The organism is Bacillus sp. FSL R5-0820 (genome assembly GCF_038593385.1).
Taxonomy (GTDB): Bacteria; Bacillota; Bacilli; order Bacillales; family Bacillaceae; genus Bacillus; species Bacillus altitudinis.
Genome location: NZ_CP151991.1, coordinates 2,636,942 through 2,661,802, shown reverse-complemented (window position 1 = coordinate 2,661,802; position 24,861 = coordinate 2,636,942). Strand labels below are relative to the sequence as shown.

Genomic DNA, 24,861 nt, shown 5'->3' with positions numbered 1-24,861 from the left:
TTAGAAAAATGGTGGTTAAGCGCATGTCTAATAAACTGCTTCGTGGTACGTTGGTTTTAACGATTGGGACTTATCTCTCTCGTATTCTTGGTATGATTTACTTAATTCCATTTAGCGCAATGGTCGGAGCGACTGGTGGTGCGCTATTCCAATATGGATACAATCAGTATACGATCTTTTTAAGTATTGCTACGCTCGGTTTTCCAACAGCGGTATCGAAATTCGTCTCTAAATATAATGCAATCGGCGATTATGAGACAACAAGAAAAATGTTCAGGGCGGGTATGTCGGTCATGCTTGTCACCGGTATTATCGCCTTTTCTATTTTATATTTGACCGCACCGATTTTCGCCAAGATTCAGCTTGGAGGATCGAATGAAACGGGCGGTTTGACGGTCGATCAAGTGGTTTATGTGATTCGGATGGTCAGTTTGGGTCTATTGGTTGTACCCATTATGAGTCTTGTGCGAGGGTTTTTCCAAGGGCACTCGATGATGGGCCCGACAGCTGTTTCCCAAGTCATCGAACAACTTGTCAGAATCATCTTCCTATTAACAGCGACGTTTATCATTTTAAAAGTGCTTGACGGCGGTCTTGTTATTGCGGTTGGTTATGCCACATTTGCCGCACTCATTGGTGCGTTTGGCGGTCTATTTACGCTTTATTTATATTGGCTGAAGCGGAAAGATCGGCTTTTGGCAATGCAGCCGAATACAGGGGACTATTCTGGATTATCTTATAAGCAAATGTTTACAGAGCTGTTCAGTTATGCAGCACCCTATGTGTTTGTTGGGCTTGCCATTCCGATTTATTCTTATATTGATACAAATACAATTAACAGAGCGATGATTGCATCAGGACATCAGGATATTAGTACAGCGGTCCTGTCTATTGTGACGTTATATTTACCGAAGCTCGTCATGATTCCAGTGTCACTTGCAACTGCATTTGGTTTAACATTGATTCCAACCATTACGGAATCCTTTACAGCACGTAATTACAAGCTGTTGAATCGGCAAATTGATCAAACGATGCAGGTTATTTTATTCTTCGTTCTGCCTGCTTCATTTGGTATCTCGGCATTGGCTGGACCAGTTTATTGGTTTTTCTATCCGTCTGTGCATCCTGAGATTGGAACTTCTATTTTGTTTTGGTATGCACCTGTTGCGTTATTGTTTTCTTTATTCACCATTAACGCAGCGATTTTACAGGGGATTAACAAACAAAAATTTGCGATCGTCAGTCTTTTGTTAGGGATCATCATTAAAACGGTTCTTAATATCCCGCTGATTAGCTGGCTGCAAGGAAACGGTTCTGTGCTTGCAACGGCATTAGGCTACAGCGCCTCGATTTTGTATATGTTCATCATGATCAAGCGCCATGCAGGCTATTCGTTCCGCAGGATTTTCAAACGGTTTATTTTAATTGGTATTTTAACGGCAATCATGGCTGTAGTGGCTTATGTGACATGTCAGCTTGTGAGTCAAGTCATTTCATATGAAGGTGGAATCGTACAAGCTGGTATTGTTATTTTGATTTCAATGATTACTGGCGGCGGTGTGTATATGTTCTTATCTTATAAAGTTGGATTGTTAGAGCGTGTACTTGGCAGCCGGATGCCGTCATTTTTAAGAAAAAAGAGTTAAGAAGAGGTGGAGAAGCATGAGGCTTGATAAATTGCTGGCCAATACCGGCTTTGGTTCAAGGAAAGATGTAAAGAAGCTGGTCAAGGCCCGGGCTGTCACAGTGAATGGAGAAGTGGCGAAGCAGGTGAAAGATCATGTCGATCCAACAAATGATGAAGTGCTCGTGCATGGAGAGCGTGTAGAGTATAAAGAATTCATTTATCTCATGATGAACAAGCCAGATGGCGTCATTTCAGCAACGGAGGATCTGCGAGATGAGACGGTTGTTGATTTACTAGAGCCAGAGGATATTGCAAGGGAGCCATTCCCTGTGGGGAGACTGGATAAGGATACAGTTGGTCTCCTCCTCCTTACAAATGACGGCCAGCTTGCTCATCAATTGTTATCTCCGAAAAAGCATGTTCCGAAAACGTATGAAGTTCATCTAAAATACCCGCTTGGAGATCAAGACATCACTCGTCTTGAAGAGGGAGTTGTGATTTTAGACGACTACCGGACGAAGCCGGCGAAGGTTGAAGTAGATGCCAATCAAGAGGCAGATACACGGATCCGTTTAACGATTACTGAAGGGAAATACCATCAAGTGAAGCTGATGGCACAAGCAGTGGGCAATGAAGTGATCTTTTTAAAACGGCTCTCAATGGGGGCTGTTTCATTAGACGAAGATTTGGCGCCTGGAGAATACCGTGAATTGACGGAAGAAGAGTTAGACAGCTTAATCAATCGTGATTAATATAGAGAAAAAGAAAAGAACCGGCATCCGCCGGTTCTTTTTGTTATATGGAAGTTCATTATTCGCTTATGATGATATTTTTACTTTTTTTCTCGTTGTTTCCCATTTGCCTCTGCTTGGACTATGAACAAGATCGTTATAGGCAAGCACGTTTAAGTCTCTTTGGATGGTTCTAGGTGTGATCCCGAATTCATCAACCAGCTCTTGTGTCGTCACAAGACCTTTCTCTTGAATGAACATATAAACTGATTTTATTCGAGTCATCATACGGTTTGTTGAAGGTTTCAAAAAACCACTCCCTATCAATAAGATCGGATGGACTTGACTAACCACAACTTACTACACTAAAACTGCGAAATAAGGACATGCAACAATGGTAAATGTTCGTGTTTCTTAATGTTTTATTCTATTATACACGTTATTATGCATCTAGTTCCACCAAAAAGTCAACTTTACGTGTTTTTAAACTTGTCTTCATGAATGAAATTATGGTATATATCATGATTTGAATCCGGTTACAACCCAATAAACACAAGGCGTATAAAGAAAATTGCCACTTGAGAAAGATCAAAAAATAAACACAGAAAATTTACAAAATAAAAAATCATTCATACAAAAAAGACACATTCAAATGAGAAATGTGTCTTTTTATTTTGGTTATCCTTCTAAGAAAAAGAGCTGCACGAAAAATAAGACGGCAAAAATGAGCACAAGAATATGCACTTCTTTCCATTTTCCTTTTGCCAGCTTCACAAGTGGATATGAAATAAATCCTAGTGAAATCCCAGTAGAGATGCTAGATGTCAGCGGCATGGAAAGAATCACAAGAAAAGCAGGAAATGCTTCGTCAAGCTCATTCCAGCGAATACGTGACACTGAATTCATCATCAAACAGCCGACAATGATTAAGACAGGTGAAGTGATGGACGGTAAAGCCGAAATGACTTTAATGAGTGGACCAAAAAACAAGGCCACAATAAACAATGCAGCAACAGTTAAAGAGGTCAGTCCAGTTCTTCCACCAGCGGCAACTCCTGATGAGGATTCAATGTAAGCTGTGGTTGGGCTTGTTCCAAACATTGAGCCAATTGTCGTCGCAGCAGAGTCAGCAAGTAAGGCTCTGCGTACTTTTGGGAGCTGACCATTTTTCATTAAACCTGCTTGTTCCGCAACCCCTATCATTGTTCCTGTTGTATCAAAAATTGTTACAAGTAAAAAGGAGAAGACAACAGCATACAAGTGATGGGAAAATACATCGCCAAACGCAGCGAATGGATTTGTAATCAGCATTCCTTCAGGCAGTGCTGGGGTATCCACTAACACTTTAGGAAAATGAAGCTGACCTGTTGCAAGTGCAATTAACGTGGTTGCTAACATGCCGATAAACAGCGCTCCGTTCACTTGAAGAACCATTAATATGACAGAAATCATTAAACCAACGAATGTCAAAATGACAACAGGTGAGCTTAAATTGCCAAGCTTCACAAGGTTTTGTGGATCAGCAGTGATGATTCCAGACTGTCTTAGCCCAATGAATGCAATAAATAGTCCGATACCTGCTGTAATCCCGTACTTTAAATTATCTGGAATCGCCTCAATGAGTTGTTTTCTAAGGGATGTTAACGATAAAATAATAAAGAGTATTCCAGCAACAAATACCGCACTAAATGCTGTTTGATAGCTGAGACCCCCACCACCGACAACAGTGACGGTGAAATAGACATTCAGCCCCATACCTGGTGCAATGGCAATCGGATAGTTTGCAAAGAGTGCCATCCAGAGGGTACCGACAACAGCAGCGATAATGGTTGCAGTAAAAACTTGGTCAAAAGGAATGCCTGCATCTGAAAGGATTCCTGGATTGACGGCTACAATATATACCATCGTAAAGAATGTCGTCATACCAGCGAGTAATTCTTTCTTTATGTTGGTTTGGTTCTCTTTTAACTGAAACATAAAATCCTCCATTTACGAACATTATTACAAAACACTTAATATAATATTCGTTTTAAGGGTGGATTGCAACCTTTTTTCAAGGAGGAATGGAAAAATGAATTGGGAAGCAGAAGTCATACGAAAAAAAGACAATTTGATTCAGGATACACAATCTTTTTTACAAATTGAAAGTGTCTTGGATGAAGAAGGCGGCACAGAAGGAAAACCGTTCGGTGAAAAAGTGGATGAGGCTCTTCAGTATATGCTCAAAAAAGGGCAGGACGAGGGCTTCAAAGTGAAAAATGTTGATGGTTATGCTGGTCATATTGAATATGGAGAAGGCGAAGATATCGTCGGTGTGCTATGCCATGTGGATGTCGTGCCTGCGGGAGACGGCTGGACAACCCCGCCATTTTCAGCGGACATAAGAGAAAATAAAATCTTTGCAAGAGGAGCCATTGATGATAAAGGGCCGACCATGGCGGCGTTTTACGCATTGAAAATGTTAAAAGATGCCGGTCTGCCGCTGTCGAAAAAGATTCGAATCATCATTGGCACAGATGAAGAAAGCGATTGGAGATGCGTCGATCACTATTTCAAGCATGAGACGATGCCGCAAATCGGGTTTGCGCCAGATGCTGATTTTCCAATTATTCATGCTGAAAAAGGGATCATAGATGCCATCGTATCCTTTACATACGAACAATCAGAAGAAAACAAGCGTTACATCCTCAAGCAATTCACATCAGGCATGAGGCTTAATATGGTCCCAGATGAGGCTCGAGCGATTGTGGCAGCAGCAAATGATCACGATGCTGAAGCCTTAAAAACGGCTTTTGCAGCCTATCTTGCGGAAAATCAGTTAACCGGTGAGACAAACCATACAGCAGATGGACTGACATTCACATTAAAAGGTGTATCAGTTCATGCAATGGAGCCGGCGAATGGCACAAATGCGGGCATTCATATGGCGAATTTCTTATGTGCGCATGAATTAGATGAAAGAGGGCTCGCTTTTACATCACAAATAAATGCTTTATTTGATCAAGACACAAGAGGACAAAAACTCGGCATCGCTTGTAAGGATGATATTAGTGGTGACTTGACCTTGAATGTTGGCACAATCCGCTATTCGCAAAACGAAGAAGCGAAGCTTGGGCTGAATGTCCGCTATCCCGTAACAGCGGACGGTGAGGAAGTCAAAAAAGGGATTGAACGAATAAAAGGGGCAGCGATTGAGAAATTTGATGACAGTCCTCCTCACCACGTCTCAAAAGACCATCCACTTGTGAAAACATTACAGCGTGTCTACGAAGAACAAACAGGAGATCCTGCCCATCTTATTGCGATTGGGGGAGGAACGTATGCAAGGTCATTAGAAGCAGGCGTTGCCTTTGGCCCTCTATTCCCTGGAAGACCTGATTGCGCACACCAAAAGGATGAATATATCGAAATCGATGATTTACTACGAGCAACTGCGCTATATGCACAAGCCATGTATGAATTGGCGAAATAAAAAAGGAAAGAGAAGAGGGGATTCACCGTGAAAAAAATGTTCTTATGCTCTTCATTCAAAGACAGCTATTCTCTCTTGTCTGACTTTGCAGGCGACACCTTAAAAGGAAAAAGTGTGACATTCATTCCGGTAGCCAGTGAAGTGGAAGAAGTCACGCATTATGTCGATGCAGCAAAAGAAGCCTTTCATCAATTAGAAATGCGTGTAGAGACTGTTCAGCTGACCGGGCAAACGGTTCAGGAGATCACACAGATCATTAGGAAGAATGATGTCATGTATGTATCTGGCGGCAATACCTTTTATTTGCTGCAAGAATTAAGAAAGCACGGGCTCGATCGTATATTGAAAGAAGAGATCAGCAAAGGCAAGCTGTATATCGGAGAATCCGCAGGGAGTATTATCATGGCGCCAAGCATTGAATACATCTCACTGATGGATGATCAGGAGAAAGCGCTAGAATTATCTTCCTTTGAAGGATTCAATGAGATCAACAGCTATCCGGTACCGCATATAAACAATCCTTATTTAGGTGAAGCCGCGCAGCACATCATAGAGAAAGATCAAAATACGCTCTCTTTATGCCCGCTCACTGATGAACAAGTTTTACTTGTGACAGGCGAACAGACTGAGGTCAAGACGGTCTTGTAGGAGTTGTTCATATGAAACGAAGAAAAAGGAACAGGAGCATACGCCCTGTTCCTTTTTTAATCTTGAAACACATCACTTGATAAATAACGTTCACCCGTGTCTGCTGTCATACAAATGACAATGTGATCCTTTGGCATTTGCTTGGCTGCTTCAATCGCTGCATAGCATGCCGCACCAGATGATGGACCGACTAAAATACCTTCAAGACGGGCGAGCTTTCGTGTGATGTCGTAAGCATCTTCATCACTCACTTGCACAATCTCATCATACACCTGTTCGTTTAAAATATGTGGGATAAATCCTGGACTTGTGCCAACAAGCTTATGTTTGCCAGGTTTCCCCCCTGATAAAACAGGAGACCCCTTTGGCTCTGCCACATGTATCGTCAATTCCGGGAATGCTTTTTTGAGTTCCTCTCCAGTGCCTGTAATGGTTCCGCCCGTTCCAGCAGTTGCGACAAAAGCGGCAAGCGGCTGCCCGATCTGTTGCACTGCATCGATAATTTCTACAGCCGTTGTCCCTCTATGAGCATCGGGGTTCGCACCGTTGTCAAATTGCATGGGAATAAAGCTGTTAGGAATTTGAGCAGCTAATTCTTCTGCCTTGCGAATACAGCCTGGCATTTTTTCCTCCCCTGGGGTTAAAACGACCTGTGCGCCGTATGCCTTTAAAATATTGATTCTTTCTTGGGTCATCGTATCAGGCATGACCAGAATGGCTTTGTAGCCTCTTGCAGCAGCGTTCATCGCTAAGCCAATTCCTGTATTCCCGCTTGTTGGTTCAATAATCGTTGCCCCTTTTGTGAGCTTTCCTTGTTTTTCTGCCTCAAGGATCATATTGTAAGCAGCCCGATCTTTTACACTTCCGCTAGGATTAAATGATTCCAGTTTTAAATAAACAGCAGCGCCATGTTCTGGCTGAAGGCGCTGTAATTTTACAAGTGGTGTATGACCTATTAATTCAGCTATATTTTGTGCAACCTTCATCATGTGACACCCTTTCTTCTCATTCCGCATTACTTTAGTTATACTATCATCAATGGGGATTCGTAAAGTTTGTTAAAAAGGACAGGTGAAAATATGGCCGAAAGCCGTCATTATTTTATCGGGATTCCAATCCCTGAACAACTCGCGCATCAAATAAAAGCGGATATAGACAAGAGGAGCGGACTTTCCTTTCAAAAATGGACAGCACCCATTGATTATCATGTCACTCTTGTGTTTTTAGGTGCGATTCAAGAGGACCGTTTAAATAAGATGTCTGAGCTACTTGCACAGCTGTCTCATGAGGTGTCTGCTTTCCCGCTGAAGCTCAATGAGGTAGGGGTATTTGGTCAAAAGGAGCGCCCGAGAGTCTTTTTTGCAAAGCCTAGCGAAAGTAAGCCTTTGATGGATCTAAGAGAAAAGGTGAAAGCAGCCGTTTTGACAGCAGGTCATCCTGTCGAAAAGAGACCCTTTCATCCACATATGACGATTGCGCGCAAATGGAATAGAGAACAGCCCTATATAGAACAAGCGCCCTTACGGAAAGAACCATATTCGATGGAGGTTTCTAGTATCGCTTTATTTGAAATTCGTCTAAAAGAAACCCCACGTTATCACGCGATCAAACAATTTACATTACATAAATGATTCTAGAGGTTGGAGTGAGCAGCAGATGGCGCAAATTATTAAAATCCAAGATTATATATCACGATATGAACAAGACCCGCATCATTACATCAATCAGTTTATTCGGTTGAAAAAACAAAGATGGGACGAGTTAAAAAAGGCTTCCAAAGAGCAGGTGCAAAAGCAGGCTGACCAAGCCACCGAGCAAGCACCTGAACAAGAGGAAGAAAAGAGAAAGAAATTCTCCTTAAAAAGAAAGCAAAAAGAAGCCGATATGAAAAAGGAACGGGACCTGAGTCTTTTTAACGAGCCAACAGATATAGAACAAGGTGTTTTTACGAACGTTCCTACCGATGAAACGAAGCTGATTCACTTTTTTAAAGATCATCTTTACGATGTTCAGTTAAAATGGGCTAGCTCGACGATCTCTCATATTTCAACTGTCTCCCATCACATTCGCTATGATGAAAAGCTGCGGATGCTTGCAAGGCAGCTGCCAGATTCTTATTTTGTGATGTACAAGCCGGTGCTGCTCATTCAAAAAGCTGAGATGGAATTGTGTCCAGTGCTCATTACGCCGCTTGAAGTCATCTGTTTATCTTTCTTAGAAGCAGAGCCAGACAGCGTATATATTGGATCGAAGGAACGTTTTTGGGAAAAGCGGGCGACGGGAAAAGCTGTTCAATCCGTTTTAAACCCTTGTGCAAGCCTTCTTCGCTCTGGAACTGTTGTGTCAAAAATTTTACAGCAAAGTGGTGTAGAACTTCCTGTGAAAAAAATCCTCATCAGCCGCACCTCGTATATTGATTTGCCCGAAGTTCCATTCGGGATGGAGGTTGTCGATAAGAAGAAAGCGCAGGATTGGTTTGACAAGCAGCGGAAAAACACCGCGCCGACAAAGCACCAGCAATTCAAAGCGACAAAGGCATTGCTCGCTTATGGTGAATCAGACAGCAAAAGAAGGCAGGAATGGCTCGATTAAAGGCATATCAAGGTCACCAAAAAAATGAGACCTGAGTGGAGCTAATATATGAATGAATGGTACTTTATCGTCAATCCAGCAGCAGGACAAGGAAAAGGACTCCGCACTTGGAGAAGCATAGAGAAAGAATTACAAAAGGTAGAGATCTCCTACAGATCGTTTCTTACCCAGCATGAAGGACATGCCGAAGTTTTGGCGAGACAGATTAGCGCTATGCAAGACGACAGATTGAAACGGTTGATCGTCATTGGCGGTGACGGCACATTTCATGAAGTACTGAATGGTTTAAAAGAAATTGATCATGTGCAGCTAAGCTTTGTCCCAGCAGGCCATTGGAATGATGCTGCGAAGGGGCTGGGCATCCAGCGTCATGATGTGATCAAAGAAGTGAGAAAACAAAAGAGGATGCTGACGAAAACATTTTCTCTCGGTTCCTTTCAAGATCATGCAGAAAGTCCGCAATCTGTTCTTTTTCTCAATCATATTGGTGTTGGGTTTGATGCGCATGTCTTGAAGAGAACGGTCCATTTTAGAGGGAAAAAGTGGCTCAACCGACTCAAACTCGGGTTTATCATCTACCCGCTGTCTTTTCTACATTCGTTATGGTCTTTCAAACCGTTTGACCTTGCTCTTTTTATTGAAAATGAGAGAAAAGTTTTTCGCCAAGTGTGGTTTGTGATCGTATGTAATCACCCATATTATGGAGGCGGGCTGGAAGCAGCGCCGGAAGCAAGTGCGAGGCAATCAGGATTTCAAACAATCGTTGTCACTGATTTGAATCCATTGAAAGTCCTCTTATTTTTAAGTGCAATGGTTTTTAAAAAGCACCTTGTAATGGAGGGAGTCACCCTTTTTCAGCATGAAGAAGCCTACTTGGAGGCAGATGAAAAAATCTTATTTCATGCCGATGGAGAAGTGATTGGCGCCACTCCAGTGTTTGTTAAGGCTAGTGAGCGATCGTTAAAATTACGTGGCTAAGAAGTAGCCAGTGTGCGCACGAGCAAAAGAAACATGAAAAAAGACTTCCCTTTTCATAAGGTTCTTGTCCTGTTTTTCTAGTTTTGCTTGACGAGTATAAGAAGGTAGCGATAAAATCTAAAGGACGGCTATTGTTTAGCATCTCATTCTCAATAGCTGTCCTTTTTGTTTTTATGATCATATAAATAAAAAATAAACAGCCAATTGATCTCAATCGGCTGAATTTTGTCGACTAAAAAAGCATGATTTAAAATATTTTAAGAAATGATGGGTTGAAAATTGATATGAACTGGTTGGGACAAATATTAGGTAGCGAATGGCACATCTCTCCTGCTGGAGGCGCTACGGGAGATGCGTACTTCGCAACACACAATGACCAAAAGCTATTTTTAAAACGCAATACGTCACCGTTTCTTGCGGTTTTGTCAGCTGAAGGCATTGTGCCGAAGCTTGTCTGGACAAAACGGATGGAAAATGGGGATGTCATCACTGCACAGCACTGGCTGAGCGGCAGAGAGCTGAAGCCAAAGGACATGAATGACCGTCCTGTAGCGGAGCAGCTAAGAAAAATTCATACATCAAAAGAGCTGCTCGATATGCTGAAACGATTAGAAAAGCACTCGCTTGACCCGGCATCGATCTTGATGCATCTCAAGGCATCGATCTTAAAAGAGCAGATTGACTCACATGATATCACGCGTGCCATCCAGTATTTAGAGAAACATGTGGAGGCAGTTCATTTCGAGGATAAGGTCGTATGCCATTGTGACCTCAACCATAATAATTGGCTGCTGACAGATGAAAATCAGCTCTATTTAATTGATTGGGACGGGGCAATGATTGCGGATCCAGCGATTGATCTTGGACCGCTCTTATACCATTATGTTGAAGAAGAGAACTGGGAAAGCTGGCTCTCTATGTATGGTGCTCCGCTGACCGACAACTTGCGAAAACGCATGGCATGGTATGTGCTGGCTGAAACCGTTTCGTTTGTCGTTTGGCATAAAAGAAAAGGAAATGAAAAGGCGCAAAAAGAAGTGCAAGCCGAGCTACATGCACTCTTAAAACGGTTAAACATCCATTAAGACAGTGGAATGTTCTCGACCCAGTTAGATAGATGAGATTGATGCGCTTCGATATGTGCATCAATTGAACTGACAGAGGTACCTTTTTGGCTGTAATCATAAATATCTGTTAGTAGCTGACGAACGTCAGTATCCAAATCTTCTTTTGCCAGCATTAATTGAATTACGCGTCCCACCTGTTCATATTCTGCAACAGTCCCGCAGCAATCCAGCTGGTGATCAGTTAAAATATCTTTGATTAATTGAAGCTGATGTTGGCGGTTTAATCCCATACGTATGCTCCTTTCAAGGCGTGTCATTTATGTGGTTAAACTGTGCATTCAGCTTTGATTTTATACATGAAGCAGACCAGCCCAATTAGCAGCTGGTCTTTTTCATATGTGCGGATAAGATGCTGTCTTGCGGCTCTTTATGTTTCATGGTATCTTGATAAAATGTAAAGAAAATAGAGGTGTATCAAATTGAGAATGCGACATAAACCATGGGCGGATGATTATTTAGCTGAAAATGCTCATATTGCTTTAGCCAACCCTGAACAATACAAAGGGAAATGGCATGAGCTGTTTGAAAATGATCATCCAATCCATATCGAAGTCGGTACAGGAAAAGGGAGCTTTATTGCCGGAATGGGCAAGCTTCATCCTGAGATAAACTATATCGGCATTGAATTATTTAAAAGTGTCATTGTGACGGCAGTCGATAAAATCAAAGAAACAGATGTAGAAAACGTAAAGCTTCTGAACATCAACGCAGAGACACTGACAGATGTCTTTGCGGAAAATGAGATTGACCGGGTGTATTTAAACTTCTCTGATCCGTGGCCAAAATCAAGGCATGAAAAACGTAGGTTGACGTTTAAAGCCTTTTTAAAGCGATATGAACAGATCCTCCGTCCAGGCGGTGAATTACATTTCAAAACCGATAACCGCGGACTATTTGAATATTCCTTGAAAAGCTTTTCGTCTTACGGACTCCTTTTAACGTATGTGAGCCTTGATTTACATGAGGATGGTCTCGAAGGAAATGTCATGACAGAATATGAAGAGAAATTCTCTTCCATGGGACAACCGATCTATCGATCAGAAGTAAAATTCCCTGAATAACAAGCGAACAAAGCTGGCTGCAACGAACGATTGCGGTCAGCCTTTTTTTGATAAAAAGATTAGCACATGCGATTTTCCTTTGTATTTGCTACGATAGAAAAAGGAGGGATGACAGCAATGGAGACAATGAAAATAGGTGAAATGGAACTGTTCTGGTTAAATGGGGGAGATACACACATGGATGGCGGTGCCATGTTTGGCGTGGTGCCAAAGCCATTATGGTCAAAAAAATACCCTGTGAATGATCGAAATCAAATTGAATTACGGTGTGATCCAATACTCATACGGTCGAACGGTCTTCATCTGTTAGTAGATTCCGGCATCGGGTCAGGGAAGCTGACAGAGAAACAAAAACGCAATTATGGCGTCACAGAGGAAACGAAAATAGAAGAATCACTTGCGGCTCTCGGTTTGCGCCCATCTGATATAGATTACGTCTTAATGACTCATTTGCATTTTGATCATGCAAGCGGGCTGACAAAACGTGAAGACGATAAGCTCGTGTCTGTTTTTCAACAGGCAAAAATCATCACGTCCAAAATTGAATGGGACGAAATGAGAGCACCGAACATCCGCTCAAGAAATACATATTGGAAAGAAAACTGGGAGCCTGTTGCCGATCAAGTCATGACATTTGAAGATAGCATTGAAGTAACAGAAGGCATTCGCCTGCATCATACAGGTGGACATAGCGATGGGCATAGCATCTTAACGCTCACAAGTCAGGGAGAAACAGCTATTCATTTAGCGGATATCATGCCGACACACGCTCATAAAAACCCGCTTTGGGTCTTGGCATACGATGATTATCCAATGACCTCGATCCCAGCGAAGCAAAAATGGCAGGCATTCGCCGAAGAAAACAATGCATGGTACTTGTTTTATCATGATGCCATCTACCGTGCTGTAAAGTGGGATGAAGACGGGGCAATGACCCATGAGGTCAAAAGAGAAACCGGAAGATAAAAGATCATCTGTATGTTTTTTCGCCTTTCACACAAAATAACGACAAAATGAACTTGTGAAAGGAAGAGTGCAGGTGAATCAATTTTATCGTGTACATGGTGATGTCATCGAGACACCGTTAAGAGGGATGGAAGTCATGTCTGTCCCTTATTTAAACAAAGGGGTCGCATTTACAAAGGAAGAGCGGGAAGAGCTTGGGTTAAAGGGATTTCTGCCGCCGAAGGTGTTAACACTAGAGGATCAAGCAAAGCGTGCATATGAGCAGTTCAAAGCACAGCCAGACGCACTTGGGAAAAATGTCTATTTAACTGCGCTTCATGACAGAAATGAAGTGCTCTTTTATAAATTATTAAATGAGCATTTGGCAGAAATGCTGCCGATTGTTTACACACCGACCGTAGGAACAGCGATTCAGCGTTACAGCCACGAGTATAGAAAGCCAAGAGGAATTTATTTATCCATTGATGACCTAGAAGGAATGGAAGAAATTTTTGCATCTTACGGAGTGGATGAATCAATTGATCTCATTGTCGCAACAGATGCAGAAGGAATTTTAGGCATCGGCGACTGGGGTGTTGGCGGAATTGCCATTTCAGTCGGGAAGCTGGCTGTTTATACAGCCGCAGCAGGGATTGATCCTAGCCGTGTGCTGGCAGTGGTGCTTGATGCTGGGACCAACCAGGAAAGCCTTTTAAATGATCCGCTTTATGTGGGAAATCAGCACTCCCGCGTTCGAGGAGAGCGCTATGATCAGTTTATTGATCAATATGTTGAGCTTGCCCGTGCGACTTTTCCAAATGCACTTCTTCACTGGGAAGACTTCGGTACAAAAAATGCCCGCGCCATTTTGGAAAAATATAAGGACCGTATTTGTACATTTAATGATGATATTCAAGGAACTGGAGCCGTCTCACTTGCTGCCGTTCTGGCTTGTGCAAAAGCATCGAAGGTTCCGCTGAAAGATCACCGAATCGTGATCTTTGGAGCAGGTACAGCAGGGATTGGTATAGCCGAGCAAATTCGTGATGCGATCGTGCGAGACGGTGTCAAAGAAGAGGAATCATATGATCATTTCTGGTGTATTGATAAAACGGGATTGCTCACAGATGATTCACCCGACATTCAGCCATTTCAAAAGCCGTATGCAAGACGTTCTGATGAAGTGAAGGATTATGCACGTAATGGTCCAAAGCATTCAATTGATTTGTTAGAGGTCGTGAAGCAGGCGAAACCTACGATCTTAATTGGTACCTCAACTGTAGGTGGGGCATTTACAGAGGAAATTGTGAAAGAAATGGCGTCACATGTAGAGCGGCCAGCGATTTTACCGATGTCAAACCCGACACCTCTTTCAGAGGCAAAGCCGGAAGATCTCATTGAATGGACAGAAGGACGTGCGCTTGTCACAACGGGAAGCCCGTTTGATCCGGTTGAATATGGTGGTGTGACATATGAAATTGGGCAGGCAAATAATGCTCTTGTGTTTCCAGGGCTTGGTCTTGGAACGATTGTGTGTAAAGCCCGCCTCATGACAGACAGCATGTTTGTTGCGAGTGCTGAAGCGATTGCGAGCATGGTCAATGTCGGAAAACCGGGTGCTGCGATGCTTCCAAGTGTTGATCAGCTCAGAACAGTTTCAGCGACAGTGGCTGTCCGTGTGGCACAAGCAGCGATTGACGAAGGAATTGCGGAAGAAACCCCTGATGATCTCATTCAGGCTGTGCAAGACGCCATGTGGCACCCTGTATACAAAAAAATCAAAGCCATCTAAAAAAAGCTTCGCAAGGACTTGTCTTTGCGAAGCTTTCTTATTAAGCAACAGAATCAATGACATCAACGATCATGCCTGTTTTTGCATCAATCATGACTTCATACTGTTCCAGCTCGCCAAAGGCGGAGCGTGTAATGCCAGATTTGTACACATCAATCGTTTCACCATTTACGGTATACGGTTCTGGTACAGTATAAATCCAAGAGCCATCAATCGGGCCGCGCTGTTTAAAAGCAGATTTCACAATTTTTAACGCTTTTTCAGACGAGATATACGTCGGGAAAAAGACTTTCTTTGCAACAATTGCAGCGGCTACGCCAATACTCGCACCAATCAGAACATGTTTTAACTTCAACGTGCTGCACCTCCGTATTGCTGTTTTTTCCATTATACAAAACTTGTCCAGCGATGTTAAGAAATCCGAATACTTGAAAGCATATTCAAAATTTCTGGAGAGATACTTGGAAAACCGAAAGAATTCTTATAGTATAAAGTGAGTGTTATTTTTATAGGAATTTATATGGTCATTACATAGAAATGAGGGTAACTGTCAAATGAACGAAGAAACAATGTCGCTTTTCCGAAATTTAACAGAATTACAAGGGGCTCCAGGTAATGAGCACCATGTGCGTGCTTTTATGAAAAAGGAACTTGAGAAATATTCCGATGAACTCATACAGGATCGTCTTGGCGGAGTGTTTGGTGTCCGCAAAGGCCCAGAGAACGCGCCGAAGATTATGGTGGCTGGTCATATGGATGAAGTCGGCTTTATGGTGTCATCCATTACGAAAAATGGAATGATTCGTTTTCAAACACTTGGCGGCTGGTGGAGTCAAGTGATGCTTGCGCAGCGTGTGGATGTTCATACGGATCACGGGCCAATTCCGGGCGTTGTATCGAGCACACCTCCTCATCTTCTGACACCAGAACAAAAAAGCAAACCAGTAAAACCGTCAGATATGCTGATTGATATTGGTGCAGACAGTGAAGAAGAAGCGAAAGAGCTTGGCGTTCGCCCAGGGCAGCAAATCGTTCCTGCAACGGTCTTTACCCCAATGGCCAATCCGAAAAAGATTTTAGCCAAAGCTTGGGATAACCGCTATGGGTGCGGACTTGCCATTGAATTATTGAAAGAATTAAAAGACGAAGCTCTTTCATGTCAGCTATATTCAGGCGCAACCGTCCAAGAGGAAGTAGGGCTCAGAGGGGCTGAGGTAGCTGCGAATATGATTAAACCGGATCTGTTCTTTGCTCTAGATGCGAGTCCTGCAAATGATGTGACGGGAGACAAATCACAATTTGGCCAGCTTGGAAAAGGTGCACTTCTTCGTATTTATGATCGCACGATGATTACGCACCGAGGCATGAGAGAATTTGTCCTCGATACAGCCGAAACAAACAATATTCCATATCAATATTTCGTATCGCCAGGCGGTACGGATGCTGGACGTGTTCATATCTCAAATCAAGGTGTACCATCTGCTGTTATTGGTGTATGTGCGCGTTACATTCATACAAGTCACTCTGTCTTGCATGTGGATGATTATGCAGCGGCAAAAGAATTAATTGTTCGTCTTGTGAAAAATTGTGATCAAAGCACGGTGGATTCGATTTATCAACAAGTGTAAACGATAAGAAAAAGGCTGCCTCTTTTAAGAGCACAGCCTTCAGCGTGTAGACAAACCCTCGCATTCGGTGTCAGTCCTGCGTGCTGGTGCTCACGAATGTGAAATTCGCTCCGCGCCAGTACTCGTCCTTCCTAGAGCTGCAAAGGTTTTCTATCACGCTGAAAAGAAGACAAAGGGCTAAAATAAAGTTCATTTTAGCCCTTTGTCAATAATATGAAGGCTGTCTCATTAAGAGCACAGCCTTTTTCTTATTCCTGTTCAAACACGTATGACAACGCCTTAATCGCTTGATTCACTGTTTCGACAGTGATATTTGCTTTGTTTGATAGTTCCTTTAGGGGATGATGTAATTCTTTAGGACGAATCAAAATAAGGGGTTTTCCTTTGGCGATGGCAGAAGAAGCATCCATTGCAGTATTCCACTGTTTATATTTCTCACCAAAGCGGGCGATGACGACGTCTGCCTTATTTAATAATAGTTCGGTGCGGAAATTGTTCAAATCAGAAGCCGCATCGTCTTTCAAGATGGCATTTGGCTGTCCGCCTAAAATATCTTCTCCGATGTTATCTGATCGGTCATGATTCTCCATTGGACCAACAAACGTCACTGGCAGTTTCAAAGACTGGCTTTTTTCCTTAATTTCATCGCGCCACTGGCTGTGAATTTCTCCAGCTAAATAAACCGTTAATTGCATAACAATCTCCTCCTTGTGCACAAACTTAGTAAAGGTTTGCCCTGTTTCTTTTCATGTTACACAAGAAGTGCTTGATAAAGCAAAAAAAATATGATTATGATATTCATGGTAGAGACTATTTTTCATCGTAAGAAGACTACATATAATGGGAAGGACAGGCCTCTTCGTCTTTCCTATGAGAAAGCAGGAAGACGACGTTGATGACTTATTTAAAAAGAAAGGGTATTTCCCTTTCGCCAAAGGTGTATTTTATTGATGCACTCTCTTATATGGCTTTAGGTCTATTTGCTACATTAGTGGTAGGGCTGATTTTAAAAACAGCAGGCGGCCTGTTATCATTTCCTCTCATCGTGGAAATGGGAACGCTCGCAATGGGGCTAATGGGACCAGCAATTGGCGTAGCGGTTGCTTATCGCTTAAACGCTTCTCCTTTAATTATTTTCGCAAGTGTTGTTTCAGGTGCCGCTGGAGCAGAGCTTGGGGGACCTGCTGGAAGCTTCGTGGCTGCTCTCATTGGTGTGGAATTAGGCAAACTGATCAGTGGTGAGACAAGAATTGATATTATTTTAACGCCGCTTGTTACGATTATCACAGGTTTTCTCACCGCTGCTTTCATCGGCCCTGGAATTCAGGCGGTGATGACAGGGCTCGGCAGGCTGATCGTATGGGGGACTGACCAAAGTCCACTCATCATGGGCATGCTGGTTGCAACCATTGTTGGACTTGCTCTTAGCTCACCGATTTCAAGTGCTGCGCTTGCGCTGATGCTTGATTTAAGCGGTCTTGCTGCTGGTGCGGCAACGATTGGCTGCTGCGCTCAGATGGTCGGCTTTGCTGCTGCAGGATTTAGGGAAAATCGTTTTGGCGGTCTTGCTGCGGTAGGCATTGGAACATCAAAACTACAGCTGCCAAACATTGTGAAAAATCCGCTCATTCTCATTCCGCCGACGATTGCAGGACTGATTCTTGCGCCAATTGGTATTATTGGCTTTGGGATGGTCAATAATGCGGCAGGAGCGGGTATGGGAACGAGCGGTCTTGTCGGCCAGCTCATGACACTCACAGTCATGGGATTTCATCCATCCGTTTTCCTCGCAATTGCTCTTTTGCATATCGTTGGCCCGGCAGTGATTAGTTTGGTAGTATCAGAATGGATGAGAAAGAAAGGCTATATACAATTCGGAGATTTAAGTATACAAACTGGAGGAATCAAACATGAAAAAAATTGAATCAAACGAAGAATTACAAAAAGTGATTCAAGAAGACTTAACCGTATTACTATTTTCAGCTGACTGGTGTCCGGACTGCACATTTATTGAGCCGTTTTTGCCAGAGCTTGAAGCAAACTATCCAGAATTTGAATACTTCTATGTGGATAGAGATCAGTTCATCGACACTTGTGCAGAGTGGGAAATTTACGGAATTCCAAGCTTTTTAGTCTTTAAAAACGGACAAGAGATCAACCGTTTTGTCAGCAAAGATCGTAAGACAAAGGAAGAGATTGAAGCATTTTTAACAGATTCTCTTTCTAAATAACGAAAGGAGGGTCTTATCATGGCGAAAATGACATCAAGACAGCTTGCCAATCAATTGAAAAGCCGTCTGACGAACGACAGCTGGACCCACCAGTTTGACAGGGAAAAAGATACGCTTCGTGTGGAAGATAAACATACAGGAAAGGGCATCACGCTTGAGCTCCCGCCGATTATTGCAAAATGGGAAGTAAAGCCTGATGAAACACTGGATGAGGTCGTTTATTATGTGAAAGAGGCGCTCAGCGCTATGAAAGGTGAAGCGCAGCATATCTCAGGTAAAGAGAAGCACATTTATCCGGTCATTCGTTCAACGTCCTTTCCAGAAACATCGAGTGATGAGATTCCGCTCGTTTTTGATGAGCATACAGCAGAGACAAGAATCTACTATGCACTTGACCTTGGAAGCACCTACAGATTAATTGACGAGAAGATGCTGCAAAAGGAAAACTGGACAAAAGAACGAATCAGAGAAACCGCAAGTTTTAACGTCCGTTCACTAAAGACTGTCGTGAAAATGGATGAAGTGGCGGGCAACCGTTTTTATTTCTTCCGTGCAAACGACGGGTACGATGCAAGCAGAATATTAAATGAATCGATTTTACAAGAATACGCGCAAAAAGTAGAGGGGCAAATGGCTATTTCCGTTCCCCATCAAGATGTGTTCATCATTGCAGATGTACGCAATGAATCAGGCTATGATATTTTAGGGCAAATGTCGATGAGCTTCTTCGCCAGCGGCACGGTTCCGATTACGGCCTTGTCATTTTTATATGACGAAGGCAAGCTTGAACCGATCTTTATTCTTGCAAAAAGCAGACCAAAACAGCAGTAGAAGGGAATTTTGAAGAATGAACGTTTTTTATAATGCAGAAGGTGTCGGCGACACACTCCTTATTTCATTGAAAGATGTAACAAGAGAAGAAGTAGGTCATGAAACGTTTGGAGATGTCGTAAGAATCTTCAATCAAGACACAAAAGAAACAACAGGTTTTAATATTTTCAATGCATCTACTTACATGAAAATTGAAGAAAACGGATCTGTACCGCTTTCTGAAACGCTTGTTCAAGATATCAATGAAATTTTGAACCGCAACGGTGTCAGTGAAACATTAACAGTTGATCTATCACCTAAGTTTGTGGTCGGTTATGTGAAGGAAAAAGAAAAACATCCGAATGCAGATAAACTGAACATTTGCCAAGTAGATGTTGGCGATGAAACCTTACAAATCGTGTGCGGTGCACCAAACGTTGATCAAGGTCAATATGTTGTGGTTGCAAAGGTCGGTGCTGTGATGCCAAGCGGTTTGGTGATCAAAGATGCTGAACTAAGAGGTGTTCCTTCAAGCGGAATGATTTGTTCTGCAAAAGAATTAGATCTTCCGAATGCGCCTGCTGAAAAAGGAATCCTTGTTCTAGAAGGAAGCCGCCAAGCTGGCGAACCATTTGAAGCGTAACCTCCCATAAACGGGTACAAATGAGCGAAGAATGTGTTATACCAAAAGTCACTAAGTACGTACTTAGTGACTTTTTTTCATCTACAGACAGCATGAACAGCAAAGTGTAGCACTTTTCTCGCTTTTCTGCATGAAAAAGCAATGGTATACTAAAAATCGCCCAAGAAAACGTAAGGGGAGTTAAAGTGAGTGATAAATGATGAGTTGGTTAGATAAATTTTTTAGTGTATTTTTAGGAGAAGAAAAAAAAGAAGAAAAAGCTGAGAGGCCTGAAACAGGTCCGATTGCACCAAAGCAGCCAGCTGTTGAACAGCATAAAGAATATAAAAAAGTTGAAGATACGAAAGTGTATTATGAATATCCAAAAGGCAATTTCCGCTTTCCTCTCGTTCCAGATGAACCTGCACGTGAGGCAGCAAAGCAGCAAGAAAGAAGGCGCACGCGGCCAAGTCAGCCAAAGGCAAAGCAGACGACCTATCAGCCAAAACAAACGGTGCAGCCTGATCTCAATAAAAAGCCTTTTAAACCAGAGCAAATCCCTTCACCCATCTATGGCTACCACCAGGATATGCGTCCAAAACATGCAGCAGCCAAAGAAGACACATCTTCTGTCAAAATGAAATCGGCAGAAGAAACGTCACAGCGTGTCACACTGTTATCAGAAGAAGCAGAGCGTGAACGGAATGTAAGACAGCAAATGAACATCCCGTCTATACGAAAAGAACAACGTATGGAAGACATGATGTCAGCCCAAACAGAAGAACAAGTACAGAAGCAACCTGTCACGACGCCGCTTACTTTGCAAGAGGAACTCGCTTATCAAGATCACGTTCAATCAACGATGGAACGTTTATATGACGAGCCTTTCAGTGAGACAGAGGATCAAGATCAAGCTTTGTCACAGACCAAAGACGATCGGGAAGCATTCTTACATATGGAGCAAGCTGAAGCATCTAACGAGCCTCTAGAGATGGAGCAAGAACAGGCAGTCACCATTGAACAAGAAGAGCCGATGATTCCGCTTGAAGATGATGCTGAGAAAAAAGAGAGCTTTACATTTGAAACAGCTGAAAGCCCATCACCAGCACTCGACATGGAGATAGAAAGCCCAGTAGAAGAAACTGCGGTGCTGGAAGAGAAGAACATAGAGGCTATGGAAGAAACAACAGAGTCTGCATGGATAGAAGAAAGTCAAGCAGACGTGTCAGTGGCAGCATTTGAACAAGAAGAACCGGTGATCATACAGGATTCGCAAGATGATGATTCTATGCCGGAAGAAGAAATGACAGATGATGAAGTCATGCCTGTATCAGAAGGATTCGCTGACTCTGGACAAGCAGAGATCGCCGCGGATATGGCAGAGCAGCATGAAGTAAAACGAGAAGCACCGAATCGTGAAGAACCAAAACAGGAAGAACCAAAACCGTCTTCTCCACAGCCAAAGCGCTCAAGCGGTCAAACCTCCACCGTTCCTTTTAACGTCATGATGTTAAAAAGTGATCAGCGCGTGCAAGGACAGAAGAAAACGGCAGATGCACAAGGATATGTATTTCCTAGTTTAGCCCTTCTAGACGTTCCGCCAGCACAAAAAGAAGAGGACGGAACATGGGTGAAAGAACGGGCAGAACTGCTCAATGCCACACTGAAAAACTTCAATGTCAGAGCAAGTGTTGTTCATGTGACGCAAGGTCCTTCTGTTACAAGGTTTGAAGTACATCCTGAACCAGGCGTGAAAGTGAACAAAATTACAAACCTGTCAGATGATATCAAACTTAGTTTGTCTGCAAAAGATATTCGAATCGAAGCGCCGATTCCTGGGAAGAACACGATTGGAATCGAAGTGCCGAACCTTCACAGTAAAATGGTTTTCTTAAGAGAAATGATCAGAAGCAGTGCCTTCAGAGACAATCCATCTCCATTAACGGCGGCGCTCGGATTGGATATTTCCGGTCAGCCCGTTGTGGTTGATTTGCAAAAAATGCCGCACGGCTTAATTGCCGGAGCAACAGGTTCAGGGAAAAGTGTCTGTATTAATACCATTCTCGTAAGCCTGATGTTTAAAGCCTCACCTGATGAAGTGAAAATGCTGTTAATCGACCCTAAAATGGTCGAACTCGCGCCGTATAATCACATTCCGCATCTTGTGAGCCCAGTTATTACTGATGCCAAGACAGCAACAGCTGCCCTGAAATGGGTAGTAGATGAAATGGAAAGACGCTACGAACTGTTTGCACACTCTGGTGTGAGAGAAATCAAACGATTTAACGAACTGGTGAAAGAAAAACAAATGGGTGAAAAACTACCATATCTTGTCGTTGTCATTGATGAGCTGGCTGATTTAATGATGGTCGCACCAAATGAAGTCGAAGAAAGCATTTGCCGAATTGCCCAAAAAGCAAGAGCATGCGGGATTCACTTACTCATTGCGACGCAAAGACCTTCTGTTGATGTCATTACAGGCCTCATTAAAGCAAACATCCCAACAAGAATTGCTTTCTCTGTTTCAAGCCAAGTGGATTCAAGAACGATCATTGATATGGCAGGTGCTGAAAAGCTTCTCGGAAAAGGAGACATGCTGTTCTTAGAAAATGGCTCTGGCAAACCGACAAGGCTACAAGGGAACTTTGTATCAGATCGAGAGATTGATGAAGTGGTAGCGCATGTGAGAAAACAGCGCAAACCTGTGTTTCTTTTTGAACAGGAAGAATTGATGCTCCAAGGCTCTGCCATTACAGACGAAGATGAATTGTTTATGGACGCATGCAGATTTGCCATCGAGCAAAATAGTGCAAGTACATCCAGTTTGCAAAGAAGGTTTAGAATTGGCTACAATCGAGCAGCGAGATTGATTGATATGATGGAACGTGAAGGGATGATCTCTGGGGCAAAAGGTAGTAAGCCAAGAGAGGTCCTCATGACACTGAGTGACTTAGAACAATTGATCTAAACAAACCACTTCATTTTTTTGATAAACATGGTATGATAGCACATAGGTGCAATTTTTGAATTGGACGCTTTTCGCATGCCTGTCTGAACGCTTTTTAACGAAAATGAGCGAAAGCAGGTGTTAGAAATGGGAAAGTTGTCGGATACTAATCATAGTTAATATTGATTAGAATAGGAAGATCGGAAAAAAATCTTTATTTGGAGCTGCGATTTGTGATCAGCTAGAGACAAAAATCACAAGTTGCAAATTGAAATGAGCGTCATATACTGTAAGTCAGATAGACGTTTGTTGGAGGTACAATTATGACTGTTTATCATTTTGTTGGAATAAAAGGGACAGGTATGAGTCCACTGGCCCAAATTCTTCATGATACTGGGTATACTGTCCAAGGATCGGATATCGAAAAACATATCTTTACACAAAAAGCATTAGAAGAACGAAATATTAAAATTCTTCCATTTGACCCAGATAATATTCAGCCAGGGATGACGGTGATTGCAGGAAATGCATTCCCAGATACACACCCTGAGATTGAGCGTGCTCTTTCTGAAGGGATTCCTGTTATTCGTTATCATAAATTTCTTGGAGAATACATGGATTCATTCACAAACGTTGCAATTACTGGTGCTCATGGTAAAACATCGACAACAGGTCTGCTTGCACATGTGATGCAAGCGGCAAAACCAACTTCCTACTTAATCGGTGATGGATCTGGAATGGGGAAAGAAAACAGCGAGTATTTTGTATTTGAAGCGTGCGAATACCGCAGACATTTCCTCAGCTACCATCCAGACTATGCGATCATGACCAATATTGATTTTGATCACCCTGATTATTTCACGGATATTGATGACGTGTTTGATGCGTTTCAAAACATGGCACTTCAAGTGAAAAAAGCCATTATCGCCTGCGGTGATGATGAGCATCTTCTCAAGATCCAAGCAAAAGTACCTGTTGTGTACTACGGATTCAATGAAGAAAATGATTTCCAAGCACGAAATGTTGTGAAAAACACAGAAGGCACCACATTTGATGTATTTGTACGTAATACGTTTTATGATACCTTCTACATTCCTGCTTACGGAAACCACAATGTCCTTAACTCATTAGCGGTTATTGCATTATGCCACTATGAGGCCATTGATGTAGAGCTCATCAAAGGTGCTTTAACGACATTTGGCGGTGTGAAACGACGCTTTAATGAAAAAGTAGTCGGTGAACAAGTCTTAATTGACGATTATGCGCACCATCCGACTGAAATTGAAGTCACGATCGAAGCAGCTCGCCAGAAGTATCCAGACCGTGATATTGTAGCAGTCTTCCAGCCGCACACTTTCACTCGTACACAGCAATTTTTAAGTGAATTTGCAGACAGTCTGAAAAAAGCGGACTATGTGTACCTCTGTGATATTTTCGGTTCAGCTCGTGAAAACATTGGGAAACTAAGCATTGAAGACTTGCGGGAAAAAATTCCGCAAGCCCAATTGATTGAAGAAGAAGAGACATCTGTGCTAAAAGCACATGAAAATGCGATCTTGGTCTTTATGGGAGCAGGAGATATTCAAAAGTATCTTCGTGCTTATGAGAAAGTCGCAGTATAATTGCCTGTCAAAAAGTGCCGATTCAATC

General features: G+C 42.6%; 24 protein-coding genes. 18 read left to right on the top strand and 6 right to left on the bottom strand.

The window, feature by feature from the left end:
* The first annotated feature begins 23 nt into the window (after nucleotides 1–23).
* Together NST15_RS13695 and NST15_RS13690 are read left to right on the top strand one after the other, a co-directional pair.
* A complete protein-coding gene (locus tag NST15_RS13695) occupies nucleotides 24–1,646 on the top strand; it encodes a polysaccharide biosynthesis protein (protein ID WP_019743707.1) in 1,623 nt (540 codons plus the stop codon).
* A gap of 16 nt (nucleotides 1,647–1,662) precedes the next feature.
* Complete coding sequence (locus NST15_RS13690) at nucleotides 1,663–2,379, top strand: pseudouridine synthase (protein ID WP_017367874.1); 717 nt, start codon at nucleotides 1,663–1,665, stop codon at nucleotides 2,377–2,379.
* 66 nt (nucleotides 2,380–2,445) lie between these two features.
* On the opposite strand, the gene NST15_RS13685 is transcribed toward NST15_RS13690, so the two are convergent.
* Both NST15_RS13685 and NST15_RS13680 read right to left on the bottom strand, forming a co-directional pair.
* Nucleotides 2,446–2,667 (bottom strand): DeoR family transcriptional regulator, encoded by a 222-nt coding sequence (locus NST15_RS13685; protein ID WP_008356419.1) that lies wholly within the window; start codon nucleotides 2,665–2,667, stop codon nucleotides 2,446–2,448.
* A gap of 369 nt (nucleotides 2,668–3,036) precedes the next feature.
* Complete coding sequence (locus NST15_RS13680) at nucleotides 3,037–4,335, bottom strand: NCS2 family permease (protein WP_342498593.1); 1,299 nt, start codon at nucleotides 4,333–4,335, stop codon at nucleotides 3,037–3,039.
* A 94-nt stretch (nucleotides 4,336–4,429) separates the two neighbouring features.
* Between NST15_RS13680 and pepV the strand changes: the two genes are divergently transcribed.
* A complete protein-coding gene (gene pepV / locus NST15_RS13675) occupies nucleotides 4,430–5,830 on the top strand; it encodes a dipeptidase PepV (protein WP_342498592.1) in 1,401 nt (466 codons plus the stop codon).
* Nucleotides 5,831–5,857: 27 nt separating this feature from the next.
* On the top strand, nucleotides 5,858–6,478 hold the full coding sequence (locus NST15_RS13670; protein WP_342498591.1) for a Type 1 glutamine amidotransferase-like domain-containing protein: 621 nt from the start codon (nucleotides 5,858–5,860) through the stop codon (nucleotides 6,476–6,478).
* Between the two features lie 56 nt (nucleotides 6,479–6,534).
* Here NST15_RS13670 and cysK read toward each other — a convergent pair whose 3' ends face one another.
* A complete protein-coding gene (gene cysK, locus NST15_RS13665; protein WP_277687633.1) occupies nucleotides 6,535–7,467 on the bottom strand; it encodes a cysteine synthase A in 933 nt (310 codons plus the stop codon).
* Between the two features lie 90 nt (nucleotides 7,468–7,557).
* Here cysK and thpR point away from each other — a divergent pair, with 90 nt between their 5' ends.
* The 4 genes from thpR (at nucleotide 7,558) to NST15_RS13645 (ending at nucleotide 11,133) form a co-directional block, all read left to right on the top strand.
* Complete coding sequence (thpR, locus tag NST15_RS13660; RefSeq protein WP_342499058.1) at nucleotides 7,558–8,109, top strand: RNA 2',3'-cyclic phosphodiesterase; 552 nt, start codon at nucleotides 7,558–7,560, stop codon at nucleotides 8,107–8,109.
* A 25-nt stretch (nucleotides 8,110–8,134) separates the two neighbouring features.
* Nucleotides 8,135–9,070 carry a hypothetical protein gene (locus NST15_RS13655; RefSeq protein ID WP_268448881.1) on the top strand — a complete coding sequence of 312 codons (936 nt, stop codon included), beginning with the start codon at nucleotides 8,135–8,137 and terminating at the stop codon, nucleotides 9,068–9,070.
* Nucleotides 9,071–9,118: 48 nt separating this feature from the next.
* On the top strand, nucleotides 9,119–10,048 hold the full coding sequence (locus tag NST15_RS13650; protein ID WP_007501831.1) for a YegS/Rv2252/BmrU family lipid kinase: 930 nt from the start codon (nucleotides 9,119–9,121) through the stop codon (nucleotides 10,046–10,048).
* A 284-nt stretch (nucleotides 10,049–10,332) separates the two neighbouring features.
* Nucleotides 10,333–11,133 carry a phosphotransferase family protein gene (locus NST15_RS13645; RefSeq protein WP_025207816.1) on the top strand — a complete coding sequence of 267 codons (801 nt, stop codon included), beginning with the start codon at nucleotides 10,333–10,335 and terminating at the stop codon, nucleotides 11,131–11,133.
* Here the strand turns inward: NST15_RS13645 and NST15_RS13640 are convergent.
* On the bottom strand, nucleotides 11,130–11,405 hold the full coding sequence (locus NST15_RS13640; protein ID WP_039964133.1) for a YtzH-like family protein: 276 nt from the start codon (nucleotides 11,403–11,405) through the stop codon (nucleotides 11,130–11,132). The genes NST15_RS13645 and NST15_RS13640 overlap by 4 nt on opposite strands.
* A 189-nt stretch (nucleotides 11,406–11,594) precedes the next feature.
* On the opposite strand from NST15_RS13640, the gene trmB reads away from it, so the two are divergent.
* The 3 genes from trmB (at nucleotide 11,595) to NST15_RS13625 (ending at nucleotide 14,973) form a co-directional block, all read left to right on the top strand.
* The gene (gene trmB / locus NST15_RS13635) at nucleotides 11,595–12,236 is read left to right on the top strand and encodes a tRNA (guanosine(46)-N7)-methyltransferase TrmB (RefSeq protein ID WP_007501825.1); all 642 of its coding nucleotides are present in this window, start codon (nucleotides 11,595–11,597) and stop codon (nucleotides 12,234–12,236) included.
* A 117-nt stretch (nucleotides 12,237–12,353) separates the two neighbouring features.
* On the top strand, nucleotides 12,354–13,202 hold the full coding sequence (locus NST15_RS13630; RefSeq protein WP_039964131.1) for an MBL fold metallo-hydrolase: 849 nt from the start codon (nucleotides 12,354–12,356) through the stop codon (nucleotides 13,200–13,202).
* A 73-nt stretch (nucleotides 13,203–13,275) separates the two neighbouring features.
* Nucleotides 13,276–14,973 carry an NAD-dependent malic enzyme gene (locus tag NST15_RS13625; protein WP_008343042.1) on the top strand — a complete coding sequence of 566 codons (1,698 nt, stop codon included), beginning with the start codon at nucleotides 13,276–13,278 and terminating at the stop codon, nucleotides 14,971–14,973.
* Nucleotides 14,974–15,013: 40 nt separating this feature from the next.
* On the opposite strand, the gene NST15_RS13620 is transcribed toward NST15_RS13625, so the two are convergent.
* The gene (locus tag NST15_RS13620; protein WP_003217759.1) at nucleotides 15,014–15,328 is read right to left on the bottom strand and encodes a PepSY domain-containing protein; all 315 of its coding nucleotides are present in this window, start codon (nucleotides 15,326–15,328) and stop codon (nucleotides 15,014–15,016) included.
* A 199-nt stretch (nucleotides 15,329–15,527) separates the two neighbouring features.
* Between NST15_RS13620 and NST15_RS13615 the strand changes: the two genes are divergently transcribed.
* Complete coding sequence (locus tag NST15_RS13615) at nucleotides 15,528–16,601, top strand: M42 family metallopeptidase (RefSeq protein ID WP_076822445.1); 1,074 nt, start codon at nucleotides 15,528–15,530, stop codon at nucleotides 16,599–16,601.
* A gap of 248 nt (nucleotides 16,602–16,849) precedes the next feature.
* Here NST15_RS13615 and NST15_RS13610 read toward each other — a convergent pair whose 3' ends face one another.
* Nucleotides 16,850–17,296, bottom strand: coding sequence for a YtoQ family protein (locus NST15_RS13610; RefSeq protein ID WP_007501817.1), 447 nt, complete (start codon nucleotides 17,294–17,296; stop codon nucleotides 16,850–16,852).
* A gap of 200 nt (nucleotides 17,297–17,496) precedes the next feature.
* Here NST15_RS13610 and NST15_RS13605 point away from each other — a divergent pair, with 200 nt between their 5' ends.
* The 6 genes from NST15_RS13605 (at nucleotide 17,497) to murC (ending at nucleotide 24,833) form a co-directional block, all read left to right on the top strand.
* On the top strand, nucleotides 17,497–18,525 hold the full coding sequence (locus NST15_RS13605; protein ID WP_019743715.1) for a PTS sugar transporter subunit IIC: 1,029 nt from the start codon (nucleotides 17,497–17,499) through the stop codon (nucleotides 18,523–18,525).
* Nucleotides 18,512–18,832, top strand: a complete 321-nt coding sequence (locus NST15_RS13600) for a thioredoxin family protein (RefSeq protein WP_003217665.1) — start codon at nucleotides 18,512–18,514, stop codon at nucleotides 18,830–18,832. The genes NST15_RS13605 and NST15_RS13600 overlap by 14 nt, the downstream gene beginning before the upstream one ends.
* Before the next feature lie 18 nt (nucleotides 18,833–18,850).
* Nucleotides 18,851–19,663 (top strand): DUF1444 domain-containing protein, encoded by an 813-nt coding sequence (locus tag NST15_RS13595; protein WP_342498590.1) that lies wholly within the window; start codon nucleotides 18,851–18,853, stop codon nucleotides 19,661–19,663.
* Between the two features lie 16 nt (nucleotides 19,664–19,679).
* Nucleotides 19,680–20,285: a YtpR family tRNA-binding protein gene (gene ytpR / locus NST15_RS13590; protein ID WP_007501813.1), complete on the top strand. Its 606-nt coding sequence runs from the start codon at nucleotides 19,680–19,682 to the stop codon at nucleotides 20,283–20,285.
* A gap of 196 nt (nucleotides 20,286–20,481) precedes the next feature.
* On the top strand, nucleotides 20,482–23,232 hold the full coding sequence (locus tag NST15_RS13585; RefSeq protein ID WP_342498589.1) for a DNA translocase FtsK: 2,751 nt from the start codon (nucleotides 20,482–20,484) through the stop codon (nucleotides 23,230–23,232).
* Between the two features lie 302 nt (nucleotides 23,233–23,534).
* The gene (murC, locus tag NST15_RS13580; protein ID WP_008343047.1) at nucleotides 23,535–24,833 is read left to right on the top strand and encodes a UDP-N-acetylmuramate--L-alanine ligase; all 1,299 of its coding nucleotides are present in this window, start codon (nucleotides 23,535–23,537) and stop codon (nucleotides 24,831–24,833) included.
* Nucleotides 24,834–24,861 lie beyond the last annotated feature (28 nt).

Coding starts and splice junctions, on each gene's coding strand:
- NST15_RS13695 (WP_019743707.1), top strand. CDS start 24: ATGTCTAATAAACTGCTTCGTGGTACGTTGGTTTTAACGATTGGGACT.
- NST15_RS13690 (WP_017367874.1), top strand. CDS start 1,663: ATGAGGCTTGATAAATTGCTGGCCAATACCGGCTTTGGTTCAAGGAAA.
- NST15_RS13680 (WP_342498593.1), bottom strand. CDS start 4,335: ATGTTTCAGTTAAAAGAGAACCAAACCAACATAAAGAAAGAATTACTC.
- pepV (WP_342498592.1), top strand. CDS start 4,430: ATGAATTGGGAAGCAGAAGTCATACGAAAAAAAGACAATTTGATTCAG.
- cysK (WP_277687633.1), bottom strand. CDS start 7,467: ATGATGAAGGTTGCACAAAATATAGCTGAATTAATAGGTCATACACCA.
- thpR (WP_342499058.1), top strand. CDS start 7,558: ATGGCCGAAAGCCGTCATTATTTTATCGGGATTCCAATCCCTGAACAA.
- NST15_RS13655 (WP_268448881.1), top strand. CDS start 8,135: ATGGCGCAAATTATTAAAATCCAAGATTATATATCACGATATGAACAA.
- NST15_RS13650 (WP_007501831.1), top strand. CDS start 9,119: ATGAATGAATGGTACTTTATCGTCAATCCAGCAGCAGGACAAGGAAAA.
- NST15_RS13645 (WP_025207816.1), top strand. CDS start 10,333: ATGAACTGGTTGGGACAAATATTAGGTAGCGAATGGCACATCTCTCCT.
- NST15_RS13640 (WP_039964133.1), bottom strand. CDS start 11,405: ATGGGATTAAACCGCCAACATCAGCTTCAATTAATCAAAGATATTTTA.
- NST15_RS13630 (WP_039964131.1), top strand. CDS start 12,354: ATGGAGACAATGAAAATAGGTGAAATGGAACTGTTCTGGTTAAATGGG.
- NST15_RS13615 (WP_076822445.1), top strand. CDS start 15,528: ATGAACGAAGAAACAATGTCGCTTTTCCGAAATTTAACAGAATTACAA.
- NST15_RS13610 (WP_007501817.1), bottom strand. CDS start 17,296: ATGCAATTAACGGTTTATTTAGCTGGAGAAATTCACAGCCAGTGGCGC.
- NST15_RS13605 (WP_019743715.1), top strand. CDS start 17,497: ATGACTTATTTAAAAAGAAAGGGTATTTCCCTTTCGCCAAAGGTGTAT.
- NST15_RS13600 (WP_003217665.1), top strand. CDS start 18,512: ATGAAAAAAATTGAATCAAACGAAGAATTACAAAAAGTGATTCAAGAA.
- NST15_RS13595 (WP_342498590.1), top strand. CDS start 18,851: ATGGCGAAAATGACATCAAGACAGCTTGCCAATCAATTGAAAAGCCGT.
- ytpR (WP_007501813.1), top strand. CDS start 19,680: ATGAACGTTTTTTATAATGCAGAAGGTGTCGGCGACACACTCCTTATT.
- NST15_RS13585 (WP_342498589.1), top strand. CDS start 20,482: ATGATGAGTTGGTTAGATAAATTTTTTAGTGTATTTTTAGGAGAAGAA.
- murC (WP_008343047.1), top strand. CDS start 23,535: ATGACTGTTTATCATTTTGTTGGAATAAAAGGGACAGGTATGAGTCCA.